Genomic DNA, 23666 nt, shown 5'->3' with positions numbered 1-23666 from the left:
GCTGGTCAGTTTGTTGCGGTGGCAGTCACTGGGATGTTCGCGCCGTGATACTTCGTCTTCAGATACTCCGCTGCCTCCGGGCTTTCGAGGGCGTGAGTCAGTTCGAGTACTCGCTCGTCACCTGCCAGTCGCGACGGTGCGACGAGTACGTGAGCGTACGGGTTCTCCGGGCCGGGTTCGAGTGCGAGCGCGTCCTTTTCCGGGTCGAGGCCGATGGATTCGGCTTGTGTCGGGTTGAGCACCACGGCGTCGTAGTTGGCGTACAGCCCGTCGATGAACTCGCCGTATTCGAGCGGCAGCAACGACAGGTGCCGCAGCGAGTCGACGACGTTCGCTTCGGTGATCGTCAGATCCTGCACCGTTGTGCCGCCGAACGGCCGGTCGAGCTGGGTCAGCCCTGCGCTCTGCAAAAGGTAGAGTCCGCGTGCGAATCCGGTCGGTGTGTTCGGCAGAACTACTTTCGAGCCGTGCGGCAGGCTGCTTCCGGTCACCTGATCCTCGATGAGGTCCACGTTCAACCAGTCCGCGGTGTCGGCCAGGTCCTTCCACTTCGACGAATACAGGCCGTAGGGAACGACGTTGACCTTCGAGACGATACTCAGAGTGTCCAATCCGTTCTGTTCCTTGTCCGCCTCGAATGCCGGAATATGTTGGTAGTAGGACAGATCGCCGTCCCCTGCCGCGATCTTCGCATTGGAATCGGAGTCTGCATCTATCAATTCGACCGTGGTCGTCTCGGGCAGAAGAGTGTCGACGGCGTACTGCAGTATGTCCCGATCCTCACCGGCACCGACGTACACCTTCAGAACGTCGGTGCCGGAGGACTCGTCGCCGGCCCGCACCTCCGATCCGCACGCAACCAGCGCGGGAATCAGAAGTGCGGCGACGACAAGGGTGGCGAATCTCATTTGCTCGTCAGCCCTCGCTGCCATCCGGTGACGCGCCACTCCACCGCAGTCATGACACCGTTGACGAGAATGCCGATCAAACCGAGCGTCAGGATGCCCGCATACATCTGCGGAGTCTGGTACCGAAGCGCGGCGTTGTTGATGTAGATGCCGATACCTTGTGCACCACCGACGAGTTCGGCCGCGACGAGCGCGGTGAACGCGTTGGCCGCTGCCAGCCGGATGCCGGGGAAGATCCCGGGTATCGCGGCAGGCAGCACGACGCGGGTGAAGATGTACACCCGGCCCGCCCCCAACGTGCGGGCAGCGTTCAGCAGAATGCGTTCGACGTTCGACACCGCTCCCACTGCGGTGACGAAGATCGGCCAGAAGCACGCCCAGAAGACGATCGCGATCTTCGACTCCTCGCCGATACCGAGGAACACCACGAACACCGGCAGCAGAGCCAGCAACGAGAGGTTGCGGAAGAAGAGCAACACCGGTTCGGTCAACTTCTGGAAGATGCGGACCGAGCCGACCAGGATCCCGAGAGCGATACCCGCCACCAACGCCGACGCGAAACCGACCAACGCGCGCTGCACGCTCGGCCAGATCTCCGATGTCAATGTGCCGTCGGCGATTCCATCGATGAAGGCGTTGAGTACGTCGAGCGGCTTCGACAGGTACAGGTCGCTCACGTACCCGAATTGGACGACCGCCCACCACACGGCGATGAATCCGGCGAGTCCGATCAACCCGTAGAGGTAGCGGTCGTATTTGGCGAGCCACGGGTTGGGGGCTTTGGGAGGGGTGATGACCTCCGTTGCCTCATCGAGCGTCGCTACCATAGTTCACCTCCTCCTCGAGCACACGTGCCACGCGTGAACGAACGTGGACGAAGTCCTCGGAGCTGCGTAGCTCGTTGGTTCGATGACGGGGCAGATCGACGTCGATCAACGCCTTCACCGAACCGGGAGACCGCGTCATGACTGCGATACGGTCGGACAGGAAGACTGCCTCGTCGATCGAGTGGGTGACGAACAGTACCGTCTTCTTGTTCTCCCCGGACTCCCAGATGCGGAGAAGCTCGCCTTGGAGAAATTCACGCGTCTGCGCATCCAACGCGGCGAACGGCTCGTCGAAGACCAGGATCTCGGGCTCGTACGCGAGAACACGTGCGATGGCGACACGCTGACGCATGCCACCGGACAGCTGATGTGGCAGCCTGTCCGCTGCTGCCGTCAACCCGACGGTCTCGAGCACCTCGGCAGCCCTGGCGCGGCGATCCGCTCGGGGAACTCCGCGAATCTTGAGGCCCACCTCGACGTTCTTCTGCGCGGTGAGCCACGGGAACAGCGCGTACCCCTGGAACACCACACCGACGTTCTTGTCGACGCCGTCGACCCGCTTGCCGTCGATGAGGACGGTGCCGCCGTTGTAGGTCTCCAGGCCGGCGAGAATGTTCAGGAACGTCGACTTGCCGCATCCACTGGGGCCGAGGAGCGACAGGAACTCCCCGCTCTCGATGCGCAGGTCGAAACCGTCGAGGACAGCGGTCGTCTCACGTTTGGAACCGGGCTTCGGATACAGCTTCGCGACTCGCTTGGCCTCGATCTTCGCGTGCGACCGAGGGCCGTCCGGCGCCGAGCCGCCGGTGACGGACTCCTCCAGGAGCTGTTGACTCATGTCCATTCCCTCTCTGCGAGTGCGGATATCACTTCTCTAGCCCTTCGATGTCGACGAGATGGGTCTTGAATATCCCGTCGTTCTGTTCCTCGGTGACGATCGTCGTATTGAAGTCCTGGGACTCGATGAGGTCCGCGGATGTCGCGTACGGGTTGAAGGCGTTGGTCGCGATGTCCTCGGGCTTGAGGTTCTCCGAACCGGGGAGCGGATTGCCCACTTCTTCCACCAGGTCCCACCACAGCTGAAGGGACGCCTTGTCCAGCAGCGCGTTGGGGGCGTAGTGCCAGTTGGTCGTCTGCTCGACGGGGTATCCGGTTGTCTTGCCTGCGATCTCGGCGGACTCCTTCGGGTGGGCGTTGGCCCAGTTGGCCGTTCGGGCGATGACGCCGACGAACTCGCGGGCTTCCTTCGGATGCGCCTGCAGCCACGCGTTGCTCGCGACGTACGGCGCCTGCCCACCGAGGGGACCCCAGTCCTCGTACGAGGTGAATGCCTGGGTGAACTTGTCCGGCTGGCTGAGCAGCACACCGATCAGCGGCGGGTGGAACACGCCGAGATCGACTTCGCCTCGCTCGATGGCGGGCGCGACGAGCTCGTTCTTCAGCTCGAGGAACTTGACCTTGTCCAGGTCGACGCCGTTGTTCTGCAGGTAGCGCTTGAGCACGAGGTCGGTGCAGCTGTTGAAGCCCGACAGTCCGACGGTCTTGCCTTCGATGGCCTTCAGGTTGTCCTTGGTGATGTCCGATCCTGCACGGGTGAAGTAGGACATGTGCGGTTCTTCCGGCAGATCCAACATGCTCGACGCGATCGCGGTGAACTTGAATCCCTTGACCTTGCCGTCGATGTCGTTGTTGAACATGCCGGTGGCGATGTCGACGGCACCTTGGTCGAGCAGCTGGACTGCGGGTACGGCAGTCGCGGGTCCTACGTATTCGGGCTTGACGCCCGCGTCGTCCCAGTAGCCGAGCTCGTCGGCGATACGCACCAGCGACAGGGCCGTCGGCGAGTTCGCGAAGCGGAAGGTGACTGCGCCGTCGTCATCGGAACTACTGCATCCGGCCAGTACGAGTGGTGCTGCCACGAGTGCCGCCGCGGCGATGGTCAGCTTCTTGGTCAGGCGCCTGTTGATGAAGATGCTCATGCGTGCGCCCGCCGATGTGTTGTAGTGCCGCTCACGGCAATTCCTCTCTGGCTTAGGGTTCGACAAGATTCAGCTTTCTCGATGGCCGCACAGTTGCCGCCCGGAGAGCATTCCAAGAACGATAAACGTGCCCACGATGGTTCTCCATAAATAGATTCATCGTGATCCAAGCTCGAAACCATGATGAATTCCGTTGCCGAAGCGAAAGGTCAGGCGCTACTTCACCGTGTCGACAGCTCTTCTACACCGAACCGTTCGAACCTTCGGAGTTGAAGTAAATCTTGAGGTCGAAATGAAATCTCTGCGATATTAATTGTCAATTCTCGTTCGCCCCGGCAATAGATTCGATGCACACACGAATTCACCCGTCAGGAGCCAAGGAGATTTCATGACGAGCACTGCACCTGCTGTCGCGGCGGTCACGTCGTCGGACCCTCGGTCGCATCCCGCGTACGTCGAGTTCGCCCGCCTCGTCGAGGAGGTGATCGCACCCCGCGCGGTGGAGGTCGACCGCACCGAGGTGCCGCGCTCGCACATCGAGGCACTACGTGACGTCGGGTACTACCGCTGGTCCGTCCCGGAGGAGTTCGGGGGCCTCGACATTCCGCCGGCCGTACGTAATGCCGCCGACGATCTCCTCTTCGGGGCCGACCCGTCGACAGCAACGGTCGTCACCCAGCACGGCGCTCCCGTCGTACCTGCGATCAAGGCGGGTACCCCCGGAACATTGGCGTTGCTACCGAAATTGGCCTCCGGAGAACTGATCGGCGGCGCAGGAATGGGACACGTTCGGTCCTGGCCGCAGAAACGCGGAACCGTCGCCCGACGCGTACCGGGCGGCTATCGGATCGACGGCGTCATCGGTTGGCACTCCGGCTGGGGTCTGACCGACGTCATCTGGCTGGGCGCCGTCGACGAGGAACGCGAGGACTACGTGTTCGGCATCGCGAGCCTGCACCAGCCGGGCATCACCGGTGAGGTGCTCAGGCTGACCGCCGTGTTCGGCTCCCGCACGGCCACCGTCACCTTGAACGATGTCTTCCTACCCGACGAGTACGTCACCGAGGTCGTTCCCGTCGCCGAGTGGAAAGCACGGGACGGTTTTCTGCGTCCGGAACTGCGGTGGGCTCTGCAACTCGACCCCGACGTCGATCCCGACGACGTTCCCCATCTTCCTCCGGTCGGCCCGTACGGTCTGGCACGCGCAGCACTGAACGACGCACTCGTCCTGCACCCGGACGAGCCGTCGTTGCTGGCGATCGCCGACGAGCTGGAAGCGGCGGTGTCGACGCCGTTGCCCGATCCGCTGTGGCGCGTCACTCTCGACGAGATCGCGGTCCGCGCGACCACTGCTGGTGTCGTCGCGCGCGGTGGCGTCGGCCTGCTCGACGACGAGATCACCTCCGTGCGAGCCAGGGCCGCGACGTTCCTCCAGGTGCGCGGACTCGCCCCGGTCGTGCGGACAGCGCATTTCGAGCGTTACGTGCGCTGACGTACTCCACGTGTATTGCTACAGCACAACAGAACTGAGGATGTATCACTGTGGGATTTTCGATGAACAGGCGTGACTTCTTGTTGTTCGGCTCGGGCGCCGTGAGCGTCGCCCTCCTGGCTGCCTGCGGCGGACGAAGTTCGTCGGGCACTGCCGGGGCGGTGTCGGCACCATCCGGTGATCCGGTGCGCGGTGGGACGCTGATCTTCTCCGACACCGAATCCGTTCCGTCGTGGCAGAACCAGCGGCTCGGTACCTACAGCGCGGGCAATCTCTCGTTCAGCGTCCTTGCCTATCTGCTGTATTTCGATCCGCTCTCGCGCACACTCGTACCGTGGATCGCCTCGGAGTTCTCCCACAACACCGAGAACACCGAGTTCACGTTCAAGATCAGACCGGGCGTCACCTTCAGCGACGGCACCCCCCTCGATGCCGAGATCGTCCGCCGCAACCTCGACCGCTTCGGCCTCGGCGACGCCGCGAAGAACATCAACCCGAATCCGTATCTGCGGCCGGGATACGACCACGCGGAGCTGGTGTCCGAGGACACCGTGAAAGTGATTCTGAACAGCCCCAATCAGGACTTCCTCCTCCGCACCACGCAGAACCAGAACGGCCTGGTGGCCGCGTCCACCCTCGAGCTCGACGGCACCGAAGCAGGAAAGCCCGAGAACGTCGTCTCCGCAGGCCCGTTCGTCTTCGAATCGCAGATTCCGGAACAGGAGGTAGTTCTGGTGCGCCGCGAGGACTACCAGTGGGCACCCGAGTCCTCGTCGAATCAAGGCCCTGCCTACCTCGACAAGATCGTGTGGCGAGTGCTACCCGAGATCGGTCTGCGTACCGGAGCACTGCAATCCGGCCAGGTCGACGTCGCCCGCGGTATCCAACCGTTGGACGAGGCCGTGATCACCGCCGCGGGCTTTCAGGTACTGGCAACGAGACCCGTTCTGGGAACTTCGAACTGGGCCTCGTTCCGTATCGACAACCCGCTCGTGTCCGACGAGCGAGTTCGACGGGCGCTGCTGATCGGCATCGACCGCGACGAGATGGTCGCGACCACCCTGTCACCGAGCTTCCCACCGGCCAAATCCATCCTCAACGTCGAGCATCCTGCCTTCGTAGATCTGTCCAGTGAGTTCGCGTTCGATCCCGACCGTGCTCGTGCACTGTTGGAGGAGGCCGGCTGGGTTGCCGGTTCCGACGGCGTTCGAACCAAGGACGGCACGCGACTGGAGCTCGAGATCCCCCAGTCCGCACAGCAAGCGGCACTCGGTGGTGCCTGGGAGTACATAGCCCAGCAATGGCGTCAGGAGTTGGGCGTCGTGCTCAACGTGCGCAACGACGCCTCCTTCGCCGCGGCGGCTGCCACCGACTCGAACGTTCCGCTCAATCTGAGCCGAATCTCCATCGTCTCTCTCGCTCAGCAGTTCGGTGCCAAGGGAAACACGGCCCTCGTCGCGGAGGAGCCGACGCTCGTCGAGTTTCGCAAGCGCGAACTCGCCGCCGCCGACAACGCCGCCTTGGCCGACATCCAGCGCGAAGAGCAGCGCTACCTCATCGAGAAGGCCTACGTCATACCGACGTTCGAGGAGGCTCAGGTGTTCGGCGCATCCCCCCAGGTGAATCTCGAGTTCAACGCCACCACCTATCCGCTGTTCCATACCGCATGGAAAGCCGGCTGAGTCCGCGATGCTGTCCTATGTCGGTAGGCGACTGGTCCACGCCCTCGTGGTGCTCTGGTTGGCCTACACGTTCATTTTCGTCGGTGTGAGTCTGTTGCCGTCCGATCCGGTGACGATGTTGGTGAACCAGATCAGCGACGGCGCAGGCATCGACGATTCGGTCGTGGACTCGATGAAGACCTACTACGGCTACGATTCGTCGTTCGTCGGTAGGTATTTCGGCCAGCTGTTCGAGTTGCTCACCGGCAACTTCGGCTACTCGATCGCCACCGGCCAGACCGTGCTGCACCGCATCGGTTCGGTCCTGCCGTCGACCCTGGTGCTGGCGGGGCTCGCATTCGTCGCGGCAGGCGTCATCACCGCGCTGGTGGTGGCGTCGGTGTACTTGTTCTTTCCTGGCCGTATCGGTTCGATCGCGCGGGCCGTGCCGCCACTGTTCTCCGCGGCGCCTCCGTTCTGGATCGGAATCATCGCCCTGCAGGTTCTCTCGTTCCAATTGGGTTGGCTTTCGGTCTTTCCCGACGGTTCCCTGCTGTCCGACGTCGTGCCCGCCGTCGTCCTCGGCTTGCCGCTGTCGGCGGCCCTCTCGCAGGTTCTACTCAAGAGCATCGACACGACGCTGGAGCAGGACTTCATCGAGGTCGCCCGAGCCAAGGGCGCCGGCGAGCACTGGATCTTCTTCAGGCACGTGCTCAAGAATGCGGGCGGTCCCACGATCACCGTGGCCGCCAACACACTCGGGGTTCTCGTCGGCGGCGCCGTCGTGACCGAGACCGTGTTCTCCAGGGCAGGCGTCGGATCGGTACTGGAAGAAGCTGTCTCGTCCCAGGACCTTGCACTCGTCCAGGGTTTCGTTCTGCTCATCGCCGCGGTGTTCGTCGTGGTCAACCTCGCCGTCGATCTGGTCTATCCACTTCTGGACCCTCGAATCGTCGGCAACTCCACGGCAGGAGCACAGCGATGACGCAGCAACTCGATTCACCCGTCCGCGAGCCGTTCGGTCGACGATTCTTCGGCTCTCCCCACGTGGACGCGACGCTGATCGCGGCGCTCGTCGTGATTGCAGTCGTCGCCCTGTGGATCGCCGTGCCAGGACTGTTCAGCTCGTACGATCCGCTGGTCGGAATACCCGGTGACGCCTTCGTTCCCCCCGGCGCCGAGCATTGGTTCGGCACCGATCGGATCGGCCGAGACCTCTACTCTCGCGTCGTGCACGGCACACGATTGACCATCTACGGCGCATTCGTCGCAGTCGTGATCGGTCTCATCGTCGGGTCGATTCTGGGTCTGATCGCAGCGCTGGCGAGAGGCGCGATCGAGTCCGCGATCATGCGGGTCGTCGACGTACTGCTGGCCGTTCCCGGTTTCCTGCTCGCGCTGATCGTGGTGACGGCACTCGGACCCGGCACCGTGCAGATCGCGTTCGGCGTCGGTATCGCGGCCATCGCACCGTTCGCTCGGTTGATCCGGTCCGAGGCATTGCGAGTGACAGAACTGCAGTACGTCCACGCCGCACGCATCTCGGGGACTCGCGCGCCCGCAGTGTTGTTCCGCCATGTCCTCCCCAACTCCATCGGCCCGGTGCTCGCGCTGGTGGCGGTCGAGCTCGGGTCGACCGTATTGTCCATCGCTGCACTCGGTTTCCTCGGTTACGGAGCACCTCCCCCGACGCCGGAATGGGGGACGCTGATTGCCGAAGGACGAAGCTTTCTGGCCAACGCGTGGTGGTTGACCACCCTTCCCGGTGTGGTGGTCGTCGTGGCGGTTCTGGCCTTCGCGCGCATCAGCCACTGGATCCAAGCCCTCTACCGAATCTGAGGTCACGATGTCGACAATCAACGCCCCACACACCCCGTACACAGTTCCGTCGCCCGTCGTCGAGATCGAGGATCTGTCCGTCGAGTACCGCTCCTCCAGACACTCGGCGACCCCGACCCTGCACGGTGTGAGCCTGCACATCGACCCCGGTGAGATCGTCGCCGTGGTCGGTGAATCCGGCTCCGGGAAAACAACTCTCAGCCGAGCCGTCATCGGACTCCTACCCAAGACGGGCAGGGTGACCGGTGGCAGCATTCGGCTCGCCGGACGCGAACTGACCACCTTGTCGAAGAGAGAGCTCGCCGACGTCCTTGGCCGCGAGATCGCACTGGTCCCGCAAGACCCCGCCACCGCACTCAATCCCGTCCTGACCATCGGAAAGCAAGTATCGGAGGTCTTTCGGCTGCACCGCCGCGCACTCGGTATCGATGCCGCCGAGATCCGTAGGCGGTCGCTCGACTTGCTCGAACTCGTCGGCATCGACCGACCGTCGGTCAGATTCGACCAGTACCCGCACGAGCTGTCCGGTGGTATGCGCCAGCGCGTGTTGATCGCGATCGCATTCGGTCTCCGCCCGTCGCTACTGATCGCAGACGAGCCAACGTCCGCATTGGACGTCACCGTGCAACGGCAGGTCCTCGACGTTCTCGACGACCTCGCCCGCGAGTTCTCGGTGGCCGTGCTGTTCGTGACGCACAACCTGGCCGTCGCCACCGACCGCGCGAGCAGAGTCGTCGTCATGCGAGGCGGCCACATCGTGGAACAGGGCGATGTAGCCGACATCGCGCGCGCACCACAGGACCCGTACACCGCTGAGCTGCTTCGAGAAGCTTTCGCATTCAGCGTTCTCGGCGGCGGACGGTCACGCTCGGAGCAGCGAGCCGGTTCCTCGGCGACGCCCGCCATCACCGTCCGCGGTGTACGAAAGACGTTCCAGACGCCCACCGGAAAGGGCAAGGCGATCCTCGCGGTCGACGACGTGTCGTTCACCGTCGCGGCCGGGTCGACGTTTGCGCTCGTCGGCGAGTCAGGTTCGGGGAAGTCCACCACGGCAGGTCTGATCATGGGCTTGCAGTCCGCGAACGACGGAAGCATCTCGGTGCTCGGCCACGAGGTGGTCGGCGCCACGTCACGGCGGCGGCGAGAGCTCTGGCGGAATATCCAACTCGTGTACCAGAACCCGCGCGCAGCCCTCGATCCGCGGTGGTCGATTCGCGAGATCGTCGGCGAGCCGTTGCGCTCCTACGGGATCGCTGATCGTGCTCGTCGGCCGGCGCGAATCGCCGACGTCCTCGATCGGGTCGGACTGCCCACCTCGGTGCTGACCAGGCGGCCAGGCGAGTTGTCGGGTGGGCAACAGCAGCGTGTGGCGATCGCGCGGGCACTGGTCGTCGACCCCGAGATCATCGTGCTCGACGAGGCGCTCTCCGCTCTCGACGTGGTGACTCAGGCGCAGGTCCTCGCCCTCCTCGAACGGTTGCAGCACGAGCAGGGACTCACCTACCTGTTCATCTCCCACGATCTCGCTGTGGTGCGCGCGATCTCCGACTCCGTTGCCGTCATGCGAGCGGGAAAGATAGTCGAGCAGGGCACGGTCGAGGATGTCTTCGACGACCCCCAGCACTCCTATACCCAGAATCTGATCGAGTCGGTACCGGGGAATCGGTTCGCCCAGCTCCCCGTGACGGTCAGGAATTGGTGAGCAACGATTCCTCGAATCGACGCCCGGGGATGGCGTCGATCAGAGTGCGGGTGTACTCGGATGCCGGATCGGCGAATACCGATCCGGTGTCACCTACCTCGACGAGCCGACCAGCGCGAAGGACGGCCACCCGATGCGAGATCTGCCGCACCACAGCCAGGTCGTGGGAGATGAAGAGGTAGGTCAGACCCCGCTCGGCCTGTAGATCGACCAGCAGCGAGATCACCTGCTCCTGAGTGATGACGTCGAGCGCTGACAACGGTTCGTCGAGAAGTACGACCTCGGGTCGCACGATGAGTGCTCGGGCGATCGCCACGCGCTGCCGCTGCCCGCCGGAGAGTTCGGCCGCGTACTTGTCGAGTGCCGTGCGAGGCAGGTTGACGTCGTCGAGCACGTCGTCGATGAGCTTCGGGCGCTCGCTCTTGGCACCGATGTCGAACGCGCTCAACGGTTCTTCGAGGATATCGCGGACGCTCCACCGGGGATCGAGTGCCGAGTCCGGATTCTGATAGACGAACTGGATGTTCTTCCAGTGCTGACGGCGGTCTCGGTGCTTCACATGCGCGATGTCCGACCCCAGCACCTCGACCGCGCCTCCGCTGGGCTTCGTCAGCCCGATGATGGTCTTCGCGATCGTCGACTTACCCGAACCTGATTCGCCGACGAGCGCAAGTGTCTCCCCTCGTCGCACGGTGAACCCGACGCCGTCGACAGCGCGGTGCTTTCGACGTCCGTCGATCCGGTACTCCTTCACCAGGTCGGTGACTCGAACGACCACCTCGAGATCGGCGTCGATCACCGCACCCGGCGGCCGTCGGCCCGAGGGCGCACCGTCGCGCAACCGTCCGAGGAGCGTCTTCGTGTACTCCGACTGCGGATGTCGAACGATCGATTCCACATCGTTCTCCTCCACGATACGTCCGTGACGCATGACGACGATTCGCGACGCGTGATCGGTGGCGACGCCGATGTCATGGGTCACGAACAGCACGGTGGTTCCGTGCTCGGCGACCAGTCGATCGAGCACACCCAACACCTGTGCCTGCACTGTCACATCCAGTGCCGATGTCGGTTCGTCGGCCACCAGCAGCGTCGGATCGAGGCCGAATGCGATCGCGATGAGCACCCGCTGGCGCATTCCGCCGGACAGCTCGAACGGATACTGCTTCAACCGCCGTGCGGGATCGTCGATCTCGACTTGCTCGAGCAACTCGATGCACCGGCGTCGAATTTCTCTGCGCCCCAGCTTCGATCCCTTCAGTTCGAAGACCTCGGCGAGCTGCGAGCCGATGGTACGGACCGGATTGAGCGAGGCTCCCGGGTCCTGTGGAACGAGTCCGACGGCCCTGCCTCGAACGCCGCTCCACTGTTTCTCGCTCAGCCCGCGGAGGTCCTGACCTCCGAGTGTGAGCGCACCGGCCTGCACGTGGGCCGATTCCGGGAGCAACCCCACCACGGCATTGGCCAAAGTGGTTTTCCCTGAGCCGGATTCGCCGACGACGGCGACGAACTCACCCACCGACAGTGCAAGCCCGACGCCTGCCAGCGCGGTGTGCGATGTGTCGCCGGATCCGTAGGTGACGACGAGATCATCGATTTCGAGAAGTATTTCGGACACGTTGCGCTCTTTCGTCAGATGCGGTTGGAGGCCAGCACACGTCGACTGACGACGCCCAGAGCGATGATCACCAGCAGAATCACGACCCCGGGAAGTGTGGTGAGCCACCAGGCGGTGGCAATGTAGTTACGTCCGTCCGCAACGAGGAGTCCCCATTCCGGGGTGGGCGGCGGTGCGCTGTACCCGAGGTAACCCAGTGCCGCGATCGCGAGAATCGCAGCACTGAGATCGATCACTGCCAACGCGATCACGGCTCCGACCGCATTCGGCAGGATGTGTCCCCGGATGACCGACCATCTGCTTGCACCGGACAGGAACGACGCCTCGACGTAGTCGAGCGAACGTACGCGCAGAACCTCGGATCGAAATACGCGGGCGAAGATCGCAATCGAGCCGATACCGACGCCGATTCCGACGGACAGTCGTCCCGAGCCGTATGCGGTGACGATCCAGATCGACACCAGAAAGCTCGGAAGCGCAAGCAACACATCGCTGGCCCGCATACCGACCGCGTCGACCACGGGCCCCGAGACACCGGCCAGCACACCGATGATGCTCCCGACGACCAGACCCACGGCGACCGCGAGACCGGCCGTCAGGACCGTCTGCGAGGTTCCGTGAATGACTCGGGCGAGTACATCTCGGCCGAGATGGTCGGTGCCGAACCAGTGGGTCAGGTTCGGCGGAAGGAACTTCTCCCAGTGATCACCGGACAGTGGGTCGTAGCCGGTGAAGACGCTCGGAAACAACGTCCAGAGCACGGTCACGATCAGAAGCGCACCCGACAGCAGCACCGAGACCGGAGTGCCGCGCAGCCGCGACACCACGGCACCGAGGCGGTTCTTGCGCGTCCCGGCCTCGACCGTCGTTGTGTTCTCACTCAATTGAACCTACCTAGGCGGGTGTTGAATCCTTTGATCTGAGTTCTCGTCACTCGCGGATCGAGTATCGGATACACGAGGTCGACGGCGAGGTTCACCGCAACGATGACGACGGTCGTCAACAGGACCAGACCCTGGATGAGTGAAATATCCTGGTTGGCAACGCCGTCCATGAGGACCGAGCCGAGTCCTGATCTCGAGAACACCGTCTCGGTGATGACCGAGCCGCCGAGCAGAGCGCCGACAGTAGTGGCGGTCACGGTGAGCGCCGGTCCTGCCGCATTCTTCAGTACGTGCTTGCGAAACACCCATCCCGGCGTGCCACCTTTCGCTCGCGCGGTGTTCACGTGCGGCAGCCCGAGAGTGCTTTCCGCGTTCTTCAGCAACACTTGCGCAATGGGCGCCGAGATCGGAACCGCAAGGACGAGAGCAGGTATGACGAACGACAGGACGGAACCGTCGGGGAACAACGAGAACAAACCGAGTTGCACCGAGAATATCTGCAGGATGACCAGACCGAGCCAGAACGTCGGCACGGCACTGAACAGCGGTGGGATGTTTCGAACCGCATTCCTCAACCTGACGGACTTGCCCGCCGTCGCCACCACCACGATCGCGACGGAGAAGATCAGCGCGAAAACAGTGGCCGCCGAGGCGAGTTTCAACGTCTCCCCCACCACGTCGCCGATTCGTTCGATCACGGTCTGCCCACTCGACAGCGAGAATCCGAAGTTGCCGGTCACGAGCTGTCCCAACTGGCCGAAATATTGCACGAGCACGGGCTTGTCGTATCCGTAGAACTGCTTGACCTGCTCGACGACCTCGGGGTTGTAGTACGCCTCACCCTTGGAGACGAAGATCTCGGCCGGATCGGACGGGAGCAATGTGACACCCCAGAATACGACCGTGTATGCCAGAAGCAGCACAAGGAGCGACTGTCCTATACGAGTCACCGTGTAGCGCAACACTATCGACCCCTCCCGTTCATCGTCCGCCTGCGCCCTACGAGGTCTTCCATGCGCTCTGGAAGAGCGGCTCTGTCAGTGTGTCGAACTCGACGTGCACCTCGGGTGTGGCCGAATGGACCTGAACCTCGTCCCACAGAACCAACGCCAGATGCTTGTCGATGACCTGCTTCTGGATCTCGCCGAGAACCTGTGCCTGGTCGGCTTCGTCCGTTGCGCTGAGTTCTTGCTTGGACAACTCCTGCAGCTCGGGATCCGCCGCGAACGTCAGTGTGTTCTTGTCCCGGCCGAACAGCAAAGCAAGACCGACGTTGTACCCGGTCCGTGTGCCGATGAGCGGTTTGGTGGGGTCGGAGACAGCGATGTTGTACGCCGTGGTGTCGCCTGCGTTGTTGACGAGGCCGACGCCGAGATCACGCCACTGCGACTCGATGAACTCGAACGCCGGTCTGATCACGACGCTCTGCACGGACGCAGAGATGCTCAGTTCCAGCTTCTTGCCGTCCTTCTCGCGCACGCCGTCGGCGCCCTCGACCCAACCGGCTTCGTCGAGAAGCGCGGCTGCTTCCTCGGGGTCGTACCCGATTTCACCACTGAGATCGGTGAAGGCCGGATCGTCGTGGTTGAGCACGGACTCCGCCGGCCGATAGCTGTCCGACAACACCGTCTCGACGAGAGCCTGGCGATCGATACCGAGCTGGAGTGCTCGGCGCACCCGCACGTCCGACAACTCCTCGTTGCCGATGCGGACCGCCGCGATGTTGGTGGTCAGTAGTGGCGCGGGGACGGAGATGACCTGGTTGCCCGACGCGGCAAGAGATGCTTCGTCCGTCGGCTGGATCCCGCGTGCCACGTCGACTTGACCCGATTGCACCGCTCCGGCTCGAAGACCTGGTTCGCCGATGGCGCGCAGCTCCAGCTTGTCCAGGTATGCCGGTCCCTGATTCGGGGACACCGCGGGCGGCCACGCATAGTCGTCCCGACGCGTCAGCTCGACCTTCTGATCCGGCACGTGCGATGCGTAGACGAATGCGCCCGAGCCGATGACGTTCTCGATCTTGGACTGCCCTTCGTAGTCGCGAGCCAGTGTGGCCTCACCGCGAATACCGGACCTGTGACCCGCGAGAACGCGGTACAGGTTGGCGTTGGGCTGATTCAGGAACACCGTTACCGTGTTACCCGATACCTCGGATCTGTCGTACCCGACGAACTCGCTGAAGACCGGGATCTTCTTGTCGGGATCGCCCTTCGCGATCTGTTCGAGGTTCGCCTTGACGACATCCGCGGTGAGCGCCGACCCATCGCTGAAGGTGACGCCGTCGCGAATGGTGAAGGTGTACTGCGTTGCGTCGTCGTTGCGCGAGAAGGCCTCTGCCAGCCAAGGGGTCACTTCTCCGTTCGAGGGGTCGATGTAGACCAGCCGGTCGACCAGCTGCAGCGACAGGTTGCCCGTCGAGTAGAACCCACTCAACGCGTCGGTGACATACATGACGTCGGAGTAGACGACCGTTCCGCCTTTCTGGGGCTCTCCCGATGGCCCGGTGGCGTCGGATGCGGACTGGCTTGCGCCCTGCGAACAACCGGCGAGCAGACCCACCGCGAGAAACACGGCGGACAGCTTTCGTATCTTCTTCATGAGTTCCTCACTCTGTCAGTGACATTCGAGAGACTTCTGTCGACGTCCTCGTACGACTCGCGGTAGATTCCTCTGTCCTGCAGAATCGGTACGACGTGATCGACGAAGTCGGTCAATCCGGTCGGTGTTATTGCGGGGTTGATGTTGAATCCGTCGGCGGCCCCGCTGACGAACCATTCCTCGATCCGATCGGCGACATGCTCGGCAGTTCCGACCACCCGCAGGTGGCTGTTACCGGAGTCGGTGATGCGCAGCACCTGGCGCAGTGTGACGCCCCGGTGTGTGACATCCGGCCCCGATACGAACCGCCGGATCGCTTCGTGGGAGCTGATGCTCCCCTCCACCTCGGACAGTGCAGGAAGGCGCTCGATCGGAAAGGGGTCGTCCAATGCTGCGCCGCGCAGATCCACCGAAAGCCGTTGTTCCAACGAGGCGATTCCGCGCTCGGGAGGGTTGAGCGCACTGATTTCCTCGTGTAGATCCTCGGCCTCGCGTTGGGTGCGACCGATGATCGGGATCAGCCCTGGAAGCACTTTCACCGGCGGCCTCGGCGTCCCGAATCGTGCCTGCAACTCGTGCAGGGACCGTCTGAACTCCCGAGACTGGTCGATCTCCTGCTGGACGGTGTAGACAGCGTCGGCGTATTTGGCTGCGAGTCTCCTACCCGCATCGGACGATCCGGACTGGTACAGCAGCGGCCGGTCCTGCGGTGAGCGCGGCGTGTCGAGCGGTCCTCTGACCGAGAAGTGTCGCCCACGGTGATCGATGGCCGAGACGGCGTTCGGTCGTACCTGCACGCCTGCGATCTTGTCGAGCACGATGGCGTCGGGCGCCCAACTGTCCCACAGCTTCAGGAGAACTTCGATGTACTCGTCGGCGCGCTCGTACCGGTCGGCGTGCGGCGGCAACTCGTCGAACCCGAAGTTCTGCCCGGCAGATTCGGATCCGGTGGTCACGATGTTGACGCCTGCTCTGCCGCTGCTCAAATGGTCGACCGTCGCGATCTGCCGAGCGATGTTGTACGGGTGCGTGAACGAAGACGACACGGTTGCAATGAGTTTGATGTGTGTGGTCAAGGGCGCCAGTGCGGACAGTAGAGCGACCGGCTCCAGAGGCGAGAACAGGTACGACCACTCGTTGTCGTGGAGAGCCGGCGTGTTGGCGATGAACAGCCCGTCGAACAGCCCCCGCTCCGAGATCTCGGCGTAGCTGCGGTAGAAGTCGAGATCGAGGGCTCCGTCGGCACGCGACGACGAATGTCTCCATGCCCCTTGGGTGAACCCGATTGCGCGGATCACGGAGTTCAGCACCAACGTCGACATTTGCGAACGCACTACTTTCGTTCAGGACGGAAGAAAGCAGGACCGACCGGCCCGTGGAAGGCCACACTAGGTTGTCCCGAGCCTTCGGCGAAGGGTTGCGATCACGGTGACGCGAACGGTGTCGACAACGCGAGCAAGTGAGCACGCCGAACCTTCAAGAAAAACTTACGCGTGAGTTCAGAAATTCAGTCTGATCGCAATCATTGTCAATACCGATGCACAAGAACATAGTTCATCGATACCCACTCGGAAAGGCCATCCATGACTCTCGATCTTGCCGGCAAGCGTGCACTCGTGACCGGCGGAGGAACAGGTATCGGATACGCGATCGCACTCGAGCTCGCCCGCAACGGGGTGTCGGTGGCGATCACCTCGCGCCGCACCGAGGTGATCGAGTCCGCGGCCGAGCGGATCACCGCCGAGACCGGTACCAAGACACTCGCAGTCACCGCCGATACCGGTGACGATGCGTCGGTGCAGAAGCTCGTCGAGACGGTGGTGAATTCGCTCGGTGGAATCGACATTCTTGTCAACAACGCCGCGGAACAGCCCGCTCAGCACGGCTCCAGTTACATCGACGCAGACGACGAGTGGTTCCAGCGCCAGATCAACGTCAAGGTCATCGGTTATCTGCGTACCATTCGCGCGGTCGCGCCGCATCTGATCGAGAACAAGTGGGGCCGCATCATCAATATCAGCGGAACCGGTGCGCGCCAAACCGTCTCCGTCATCGGATCGGTACGCAATGCGTCGGTCACCGCACTCACCAAGAACATCGCCGACGAACTGGGTCCGCACGGAATCAACGTCACGGTCGTGCACCCCGGTCCCACACGAACCGAACGCTATCTGTCGCTCAGACAGGACCACGCAGACAACGACCAGGACATCCCGGTCGACAACGTCATCGGCCGCATCGTCGAACCCGAAGAAGTCGCGTGGGTCGTCGCATTCCTCGCATCTCCGCGCAGCGTGGCCATCACCGGAGACGGCATCCTCGCCGGCGGCGGAGTGCCGGGCTTCATCTACTACTGACCACTTTTCGACCGAAGTACTCCAGGAGGAAACCCATGACCAGCACCCTTAGCTCAACCATCGACGCAGCCGCCCTCCACACACTCCTGACGAGCGCCGAGGAGTACGCGCTGATCGACGTCCGAGAACCCCGCATCACCGCTGAGCACGGATCCATCCTGCTCGGCGTCTCGCTGCCCGCCAGCGCGCTGGAACTGCGGGTCGATGCCCTCATTCCTCGGCGATCCACCGCGGTGGTCGTCTACGACGGAGGTGACGACGAACTGGCGGACCGCAGCGCTCGTCGTCTTCGCGAACTGGGGTACACCAACGTACGGGTTCTGACAGGTGGACTGCGCGCATGGTCCGAGGCGGGCTTCAAAGTCCAAACAGGCGGTGAACATGTGATCGGGCAGGCGTTCGGTGAGTGGATCGAGGAGATCTACCAGACCCCGCACATCAGCGTTCCCGAGTTCTTGAAGAAGGTCGACGCGGGCGAGGACGTGGTCCTTCTCGACAGCCGCCCCATCGGTGAGTTCGAGAATCACAGCCTTCCAGGCGGCACGTCCATCCCCGGTGCCGAGTTGGTCTATCGCGCAGGCGAAGTGGTCACGTCGCCGGACACCTTGGTCGTCGTCAACTGCGCGGGGAGAACTCGAAGCATTCTCGGTGCGCAGGTCTTGATCAACGCCGGGCTGCAGAACCGCGTCGTCTCTCTCGAAGGCGGCACGCAGTCCTGGGTTCTCGAGGGCCATCAGCTCGTGCACGATACGAGCTCGGCTGCGCCGCTTCCCACGGGCTCGTCGCTCGAATCGGCCAAGGCGGCTGCCGCGCGCATCGCGGAACGTTTCGGTGTGCGCACGATTGACAGCGCCACCCTTCGATCGTTCGAGGAGAACCGCGACGAGCGGTCCCTCTACCTGCTCGACGTGCGCACGCCCGAGGAGTTCGAGTCAGGTCACCTTCCCGGCTCGCTCTCGGCCCCCAGCTGGGATGTTGCACCATGGGTGTTCCGTTACATCGCGGTTCACAATTCACGCATCGTGCTCATCGACAACGACCTGGTACGCGCAACCGTCGCCGCCTCGTGGATCGTGCAGTTCGGATGGGGTGAAGTCTTCGTGCTCGAGGACGCCCTGTCCGATGCCGACTTGAACACAGGTCCGGTGGCGCGCACGGTGCTCGGCGTCGTCGACGACGGCTACTCGTCGATCGACCCGACGGCGCTGAACACCGAGCTGGGCACAGCCGAGGTGACCGTCATCGACCTACAGCCGAGCCCGAGTTACGTGGCCGGTCACATACCGGGGTCGGTCTTTGCCATCCGCTCTCGCCTCGCACAGTCGGTGAGCGAGATTTCCGGTGCCGGTGCGATCACCTTGACCAGCACCGACGGTGTGCTCGCACGCTTGGCTGCCACCGAGCTGTCCGCGGTCACCTCCAGGCCGATTCGCGTGCTCGACGGCGGCACCGATGCATGGACGAAGGCCGGGTTCGCTCTCGACACCGAGAACGCGTCGTGGCTCCATGCCGGCGACGACGTCGTCAGGTCCGGTTGGCGCGAGACCGATCCGGAAGAGCGCAAGGCAGGCTTCCGGCGCTACCTGTCCTGGGAGCTGGGCCTCGTCGCCGAGCTGAGCGAGGACGACACCGTTCCGTTCAAGTCCTTCAACTGATGTCGGAGATTCGCCGGAACTGGACGGGAGCCAGCGCATGACGGCTACACCCACCGATGTACGCCCCACGACCGAGACGACCATCGAACGAGGCGCCGCAACCTCGACGCCGCTCGTGGACCTGAGTCCGAAGTCCGGTCGGCACGTCTCGCGCGGAGTGTTCCGTACGTGGCGAGGCCGAGCACTCCGGGTTCTCGTACCGCTCGCGCTCGTCGCACTCTGGCAGCTGTCGTCGGCCCTGGGATGGACGACGGAGTTCACGCTTCCGCCCCCGAGCGCGATTCTCGAGGCCTACAGAGAACTCTGGTCTGCGGGTGACCTGAATGCAGCGCTGCCGATCTCCTTGCAGCGGGCGGGAATTGGACTGCTCGCCGGGGTGAGCATCGGACTGGTACTCGGCCTCACTGCCGGGCTGTGGAAGATCGGTGAAGAGATCTTCGATGCACCGCTGCAGATGCTGAGAACCATCCCGTTCATCGCGGTCCTTCCACTGTTCATCACCTGGTTCGGTATCGGCGAACAACCGAAGCTGATATTGATCGCTGCCGCAACCGTGTTCCCGGTGTATCTGAACACCTATCACGGTGTGCGTGGCGTCGACAAGAAACTGGTGGAGGCCGGGCAGACTTTCGGCCTGTCGGGGTGGCGGCTGGCCACGAGAGTTATTCTGCCCACTGCTCTTCCCTCCGCGCTGACCGGAATCCGATACGCATCCGGCGTCGCACTGCTCGCCTTGGTACTCGCCGAGCAGATCAACGCCCGTGAGGGCATCGGTTATCTGTTGAACAACGCGAACCAGAATCAGCGCCCCGACATCGTGATCGCCGGAATTCTCGTCTACGCAATCCTGGGAATCCTCGTCGACGTCGTCATGCGCTTGATCGAACGATACGCACTCCCGTGGAGGCCACATGTCACCATCGGCTGACATCCCTGATGCCGTCGTCGACATCAGGAATGTACGACGAGCATTCGGTGATCGCCCGGTTCTCGATGGAATCGATCTGCAGTTGAGGTCCGGTGAATTCGTTGCGCTGCTCGGACCGTCGGGAACCGGCAAGACAACCCTCCTTCGAATACTGGCCGGCCTCGACTCCGCGGACAGCGGTCGAGTGGTCGTACCGCGAGCACGCTCTGTCGTGTTCCAGGAGCCACGGTTGGTCCCATCCCGTCGAGTGTGGCGCAACGTGGTTCTCGGTGGACACAGCCCTCGAAAATTGCGGTCACGAGCGGATGCCGCGCTGAGCGAAGTCGGTCTGTCGAACCACGGGAGTGCGTGGCCGGTCACATTATCGGGTGGTGAGGCTCAGCGTGTCGCGTTGGCGCGCGCACTGGTCACCGAGCCTGGTCTACTCCTTCTCGACGAGCCGTTCGCAGCGCTCGACGCGCTGACCCGGATCAAGATGCAGGATCTCGTCGCCGAGCTCGTGGAACTGCACCGTCCAGCCGTGGTTCTCGTCACGCACGATGTCGACGAAGCCATTCTTCTTGCAGATCGAATCCTGGTGTTGAACAACGGCTCTGTCGAGCTCGATGTACCGGTGGACATCGACAAGCCACGTCCGCGCACCGACCCCCGATTTCTCGAACTCCGCGCACTGTTGCTCGACCAACTCGGAGTGGTCGACTCGGTGACGAACCCTCACTGAAAACCGATTCGTCCGGAATCACTCGTCGAAAATTAGGAGCGCTGCCATCGTGTCCCGGTTCGCACAACCGAGGCCGGCCAAGTCACGCCGGTCTCTTGCCGTCATCGCATTGGTCCTCGCAGGCGGGCTCGTCGCCGCATGCGCCGGTTCGAACGCGAGCAGCGAGGAAAATTCTTCTTCGTTCGGTACCGCATCCGCAGATACTCCGACGCTGACCTTCGGTGTCCAGACCGCCGACTACCCAGCACTGTTCGAGAAGTCCGGGCTGTTCGAGGATCTGCCCTACAAGCTCGACGTGCCCGTCATCAGCGGGCCCGCAGCGCAGATTTCGGCGCTGCACTCCAAGGCCATCGACGTCGGGCTGACCGGTGCGGGCACCGCCGCAGTCGAGGCGGCCAACCAGAAGGACGACCCCAACGTGACCGGGCAGGCTGCGATCGAGGCCATCGCCATCTACAACCAGATCGATTCGCCGTACCCATCGCCGTCATTGTTCGTGCAGAAGTCCGCCGGGATCGATACTCTTGCCGATCTGCGGGGCAAGAAGATCGCCTACAACGTCGGTGGCAACATCTACGCCGCCTACGTGATCGCATTGTTCCAAGCCGGATTGACACCGGCGGACGTTCAGCCGGTCGCTCTTGCGGACAATCAAGCCGCGGCCGCCGCGTTCGTCGCAGGCGAAGTCGACGCGGTACTGACAACGTACGGTTCCGTGCAGCGTCTCCTGTCGACCGGAGACGCTGTTGCACTCCCGACGAATCCGGAGCTGTACACCATCGTCGGTGGTGGAAGCCACATCACCCGCCCTGATGTCCTCGACGATCCCGCCAAAGTCGACGCCCTTCGAGACTTCTTCGGCAGGTACGACACTTTCTGGACCGAGTGGTATCCGGCGCACAAGGACGAGGTCATCGAGGTCTACAGGAACGAATTGAAGCAGACCGAGGAGATCGCGAACATCAACTTCGATGCGTCGGCAACGACCAGATTGCTGAAGCTGGGTGATCCCGAACTGATCGCCAAGCAGCAACTCACGGTCGATCAGGCCTTCAAGGCCGGTGGTGTGAAGAACCAGCGGGACATCGCGATCGCCTACAACCCGATCTTCGATCCACAGTTCACCCAGTGACCGTCTCGAGGCACCACACGCGCACACTGCACCTCAACGTCAATGTCACCGGCAGCGGCCGACATCCAGGGGCGTGGCAGCTGCAGGACGATCCGAATCTGTTCGTGGACGTCGACTTCTACACGAACATCGCACGGATCGCGGAGCGAGGAACTTTCGACGCAGTGTTCCTCGCCGACCTCTCCGCGGTCCCCGCGGAACCGCCGGTCGACACTTACCAAGCACTCGACAACAGCGTGCTGCTCGGAGCTCTTGCAGTGGCAACCGAGCGCATCGGTCTGGTCGGTACCGCCTCGACCACGTTCAACGATCCGTTCGGCCTCGCCAGGCGTTACGCCACTCTCGACCACGTCAGTCGGGGCCGAGCTGCAGTCAATCTGGTCACCACCTATTCGCCGACCGCCGCGCTGAACTTCGGCCTGTCCGCGCTACCCGATCACCGGATGCGCTATCGACGGGCGGAGGAGTTCGTCGATGTACTCGGCAAGCTATGGGACAGTTGGGAAGACGGCGCCATTGTCGGCGACCGACTGTCGAAGGTGTTCGCGGACGGCTCCAAAATTCACACCATCGACCATGTGGGCGAGTTCTTTTCGGTACGAGGTCCTGCTGTCTCGCCTCGATCACCGCAGGGCCGCCCGTTGATCGTGCAGGCAGGCTCGTCGGAACCGGGCCGAGCATTCGGTGCCAGGGCCGCCGATGCCATCTTCACCACGCAGACCACGCTGCACGGCGCTCAGGAGTTCTACCGAGACATCAAATCTCGTGCATCCGCACACGGACGTGACCCCGAGCAATTGTTCGTGCTTCCTGGATTCTTCCCGGTGGTCGGGTCCACGGAGGCAGAGGCAACGGCGCGAAAGGCCCGGCTGAACGAACTGTTCGACTTCGACCGCGAGATTCCACGACTGGCAGCGACATTGGGTCTTGACCCTGCAGAGCTGAAGCTCGATCGCGAGATTCCGTACGAGAAGGTTTCGTCGACGGAGAACTTCGCCGGGTCACACGGCATGCTGGCGGCCACCGCAGACCTGGCGTTCTCGGAGCGATTCACCGTCCGGCAGTTGATCCAACACAGCGCCGGATTCCATCGCCAGGTAGTGGGCACACCGGAGCAGGTCGCCGATCACATGGAAGAGTGGTTCCTGACGCGCGGCGCAGATGGATTCAACCTCAATTTCGACGTCTTTCCGGCGAGCTTGGAGATTTTCGTCGATCATGTCGTCCCGGAGCTACGCAGGCGCGGGCTGTTCAGGTCCGAGTATTCCGGCACGACCCTGCGAGAGCACTTCGGCATTCCGGTCCCACCGAGCCGCTACGCACTCACCGTGGTCCCGACATGAGCCCCGAGCGTGACGCTGTCGT

The 23666-nt window shown here is 63.1% G+C and carries 20 protein-coding genes; 11 read left to right on the top strand and 9 right to left on the bottom strand.

Annotation, left to right across the window (positions count from 1 at the left end; all coding sequences use genetic code 11):
* Positions 1–5: 5 nt before the first annotated feature.
* Genes RY1_RS11090 through RY1_RS11075 form a run of 4 tightly spaced genes read right to left on the bottom strand, consistent with a single transcriptional unit; the run spans position 6 to position 3714 of the window.
* Positions 6–908: a MetQ/NlpA family ABC transporter substrate-binding protein gene (locus RY1_RS11090; RefSeq protein WP_072803596.1), complete on the bottom strand. Its 903-nt coding sequence runs from the start codon at positions 906–908 to the stop codon at positions 6–8.
* Entirely contained in the window at positions 905–1735 is an 831-nt protein-coding gene (locus RY1_RS11085; RefSeq protein ID WP_072803595.1) for an ABC transporter permease, read from the bottom strand. The genes RY1_RS11090 and RY1_RS11085 overlap by 4 nt, the downstream gene beginning before the upstream one ends.
* Positions 1716–2573 carry an ABC transporter ATP-binding protein gene (locus tag RY1_RS11080; RefSeq protein ID WP_072803761.1) on the bottom strand — a complete coding sequence of 286 codons (858 nt, stop codon included), beginning with the start codon at positions 2571–2573 and terminating at the stop codon, positions 1716–1718. The genes RY1_RS11085 and RY1_RS11080 overlap by 20 nt, the downstream gene beginning before the upstream one ends.
* Positions 2574–2601: 28 nt before the next feature.
* The gene (locus RY1_RS11075) at positions 2602–3714 is read right to left on the bottom strand and encodes an ABC transporter substrate-binding protein (RefSeq protein WP_072803594.1); all 1113 of its coding nucleotides are present in this window, start codon (positions 3712–3714) and stop codon (positions 2602–2604) included.
* A gap of 388 nt (positions 3715–4102) precedes the next feature.
* Here RY1_RS11075 and RY1_RS11070 point away from each other — a divergent pair, with 388 nt between their 5' ends.
* The 5 genes from RY1_RS11070 (at position 4103) to RY1_RS11050 (ending at position 10408) form a co-directional block, all read left to right on the top strand.
* A complete protein-coding gene (locus RY1_RS11070) occupies positions 4103–5206 on the top strand; it encodes an acyl-CoA dehydrogenase family protein (RefSeq protein WP_072803593.1) in 1104 nt (367 codons plus the stop codon).
* 62 nt (positions 5207–5268) lie between these two features.
* A complete protein-coding gene (locus RY1_RS11065) occupies positions 5269–6888 on the top strand; it encodes an ABC transporter substrate-binding protein (RefSeq protein ID WP_072803760.1) in 1620 nt (539 codons plus the stop codon).
* 7 nt (positions 6889–6895) lie between these two features.
* Positions 6896–7852 (top strand): ABC transporter permease, encoded by a 957-nt coding sequence (locus RY1_RS11060; protein WP_072803592.1) that lies wholly within the window; start codon positions 6896–6898, stop codon positions 7850–7852.
* Positions 7849–8706 (top strand): ABC transporter permease, encoded by an 858-nt coding sequence (locus RY1_RS11055; protein WP_084727337.1) that lies wholly within the window; start codon positions 7849–7851, stop codon positions 8704–8706. The genes RY1_RS11060 and RY1_RS11055 overlap by 4 nt, the downstream gene beginning before the upstream one ends.
* A 7-nt stretch (positions 8707–8713) precedes the next feature.
* Positions 8714–10408 (top strand): dipeptide ABC transporter ATP-binding protein, encoded by a 1695-nt coding sequence (locus RY1_RS11050; protein WP_072803591.1) that lies wholly within the window; start codon positions 8714–8716, stop codon positions 10406–10408.
* Here the strand turns inward: RY1_RS11050 and RY1_RS11045 are convergent.
* The 5 genes from RY1_RS11045 to RY1_RS11025 form a co-directional block, all read right to left on the bottom strand.
* Complete coding sequence (locus RY1_RS11045) at positions 10395–12026, bottom strand: dipeptide ABC transporter ATP-binding protein (protein WP_072803590.1); 1632 nt, start codon at positions 12024–12026, stop codon at positions 10395–10397. The genes RY1_RS11050 and RY1_RS11045 overlap by 14 nt on opposite strands.
* Before the next feature lie 14 nt (positions 12027–12040).
* Entirely contained in the window at positions 12041–12841 is an 801-nt protein-coding gene (locus RY1_RS11040) for an ABC transporter permease (RefSeq protein ID WP_371829464.1), read from the bottom strand.
* A gap of 65 nt (positions 12842–12906) precedes the next feature.
* Positions 12907–13860 (bottom strand): ABC transporter permease, encoded by a 954-nt coding sequence (locus RY1_RS11035; protein WP_371829462.1) that lies wholly within the window; start codon positions 13858–13860, stop codon positions 12907–12909.
* Between the two features lie 49 nt (positions 13861–13909).
* Complete coding sequence (locus RY1_RS11030; RefSeq protein WP_072803588.1) at positions 13910–15508, bottom strand: ABC transporter substrate-binding protein; 1599 nt, start codon at positions 15506–15508, stop codon at positions 13910–13912.
* The gene (locus RY1_RS11025; protein WP_072803587.1) at positions 15505–16830 is read right to left on the bottom strand and encodes an NtaA/DmoA family FMN-dependent monooxygenase; all 1326 of its coding nucleotides are present in this window, start codon (positions 16828–16830) and stop codon (positions 15505–15507) included. The genes RY1_RS11030 and RY1_RS11025 overlap by 4 nt, the downstream gene beginning before the upstream one ends.
* 261 nt (positions 16831–17091) lie before the next feature.
* On the opposite strand from RY1_RS11025, the gene RY1_RS11020 reads away from it, so the two are divergent.
* From RY1_RS11020 to RY1_RS10995, 6 genes are read left to right on the top strand one after another with little or no spacing between them, the layout of a single operon-like run.
* Complete coding sequence (locus tag RY1_RS11020) at positions 17092–17865, top strand: SDR family NAD(P)-dependent oxidoreductase (RefSeq protein ID WP_072803586.1); 774 nt, start codon at positions 17092–17094, stop codon at positions 17863–17865.
* Positions 17866–17900: 35 nt separating this feature from the next.
* Positions 17901–19520: a rhodanese-like domain-containing protein gene (locus tag RY1_RS11015; protein WP_072803585.1), complete on the top strand. Its 1620-nt coding sequence runs from the start codon at positions 17901–17903 to the stop codon at positions 19518–19520.
* Between the two features lie 37 nt (positions 19521–19557).
* Complete coding sequence (locus tag RY1_RS11010; protein WP_139279807.1) at positions 19558–20448, top strand: ABC transporter permease; 891 nt, start codon at positions 19558–19560, stop codon at positions 20446–20448.
* The gene (locus tag RY1_RS11005) at positions 20432–21169 is read left to right on the top strand and encodes an ABC transporter ATP-binding protein (protein ID WP_072803584.1); all 738 of its coding nucleotides are present in this window, start codon (positions 20432–20434) and stop codon (positions 21167–21169) included. Before RY1_RS11010 ends, RY1_RS11005 begins: the two co-directional genes overlap by 17 nt.
* A 49-nt stretch (positions 21170–21218) precedes the next feature.
* A complete protein-coding gene (locus RY1_RS11000; RefSeq protein WP_072803583.1) occupies positions 21219–22301 on the top strand; it encodes a PhnD/SsuA/transferrin family substrate-binding protein in 1083 nt (360 codons plus the stop codon).
* Complete coding sequence (locus RY1_RS10995) at positions 22298–23644, top strand: LLM class flavin-dependent oxidoreductase (RefSeq protein ID WP_072803582.1); 1347 nt, start codon at positions 22298–22300, stop codon at positions 23642–23644. Before RY1_RS11000 ends, RY1_RS10995 begins: the two co-directional genes overlap by 4 nt.
* Positions 23645–23666 lie beyond the last annotated feature (22 nt).

Origin of the sequence: Rhodococcus yunnanensis NBRC 103083 (genome assembly GCF_001895005.1) — a bacterium.
In the GTDB taxonomy this organism is placed as follows: domain Bacteria; phylum Actinomycetota; class Actinomycetes; order Mycobacteriales; family Mycobacteriaceae; genus Rhodococcoides; species Rhodococcoides yunnanense.
This window is presented reverse-complemented; position numbering and strand designations above follow the sequence as displayed.

Excerpts from the sequence above, each read along its gene's own strand:
- RY1_RS11090 (WP_072803596.1), bottom strand. The coding sequence starts at position 908 with ATGAGATTCGCCACCCTTGTCGTCGCCGCACTTCTGATTCCCGCGCTG.
- RY1_RS11085 (WP_072803595.1), bottom strand. The coding sequence starts at position 1,735 with ATGGTAGCGACGCTCGATGAGGCAACGGAGGTCATCACCCCTCCCAAA.
- RY1_RS11080 (WP_072803761.1), bottom strand. The coding sequence starts at position 2,573 with ATGAGTCAACAGCTCCTGGAGGAGTCCGTCACCGGCGGCTCGGCGCCG.
- RY1_RS11075 (WP_072803594.1), bottom strand. The coding sequence starts at position 3,714 with ATGAGCATCTTCATCAACAGGCGCCTGACCAAGAAGCTGACCATCGCC.
- RY1_RS11070 (WP_072803593.1), top strand. The coding sequence starts at position 4,103 with ATGACGAGCACTGCACCTGCTGTCGCGGCGGTCACGTCGTCGGACCCT.
- RY1_RS11065 (WP_072803760.1), top strand. The coding sequence starts at position 5,269 with ATGAACAGGCGTGACTTCTTGTTGTTCGGCTCGGGCGCCGTGAGCGTC.
- RY1_RS11060 (WP_072803592.1), top strand. The coding sequence starts at position 6,896 with ATGCTGTCCTATGTCGGTAGGCGACTGGTCCACGCCCTCGTGGTGCTC.
- RY1_RS11055 (WP_084727337.1), top strand. The coding sequence starts at position 7,849 with ATGACGCAGCAACTCGATTCACCCGTCCGCGAGCCGTTCGGTCGACGA.
- RY1_RS11050 (WP_072803591.1), top strand. The coding sequence starts at position 8,714 with ATGTCGACAATCAACGCCCCACACACCCCGTACACAGTTCCGTCGCCC.
- RY1_RS11030 (WP_072803588.1), bottom strand. The coding sequence starts at position 15,508 with ATGAAGAAGATACGAAAGCTGTCCGCCGTGTTTCTCGCGGTGGGTCTG.
- RY1_RS11025 (WP_072803587.1), bottom strand. The coding sequence starts at position 16,830 with ATGTCGACGTTGGTGCTGAACTCCGTGATCCGCGCAATCGGGTTCACC.
- RY1_RS11020 (WP_072803586.1), top strand. The coding sequence starts at position 17,092 with ATGACTCTCGATCTTGCCGGCAAGCGTGCACTCGTGACCGGCGGAGGA.
- RY1_RS11015 (WP_072803585.1), top strand. The coding sequence starts at position 17,901 with ATGACCAGCACCCTTAGCTCAACCATCGACGCAGCCGCCCTCCACACA.
- RY1_RS11010 (WP_139279807.1), top strand. The coding sequence starts at position 19,558 with ATGACGGCTACACCCACCGATGTACGCCCCACGACCGAGACGACCATC.
- RY1_RS11005 (WP_072803584.1), top strand. The coding sequence starts at position 20,432 with ATGTCACCATCGGCTGACATCCCTGATGCCGTCGTCGACATCAGGAAT.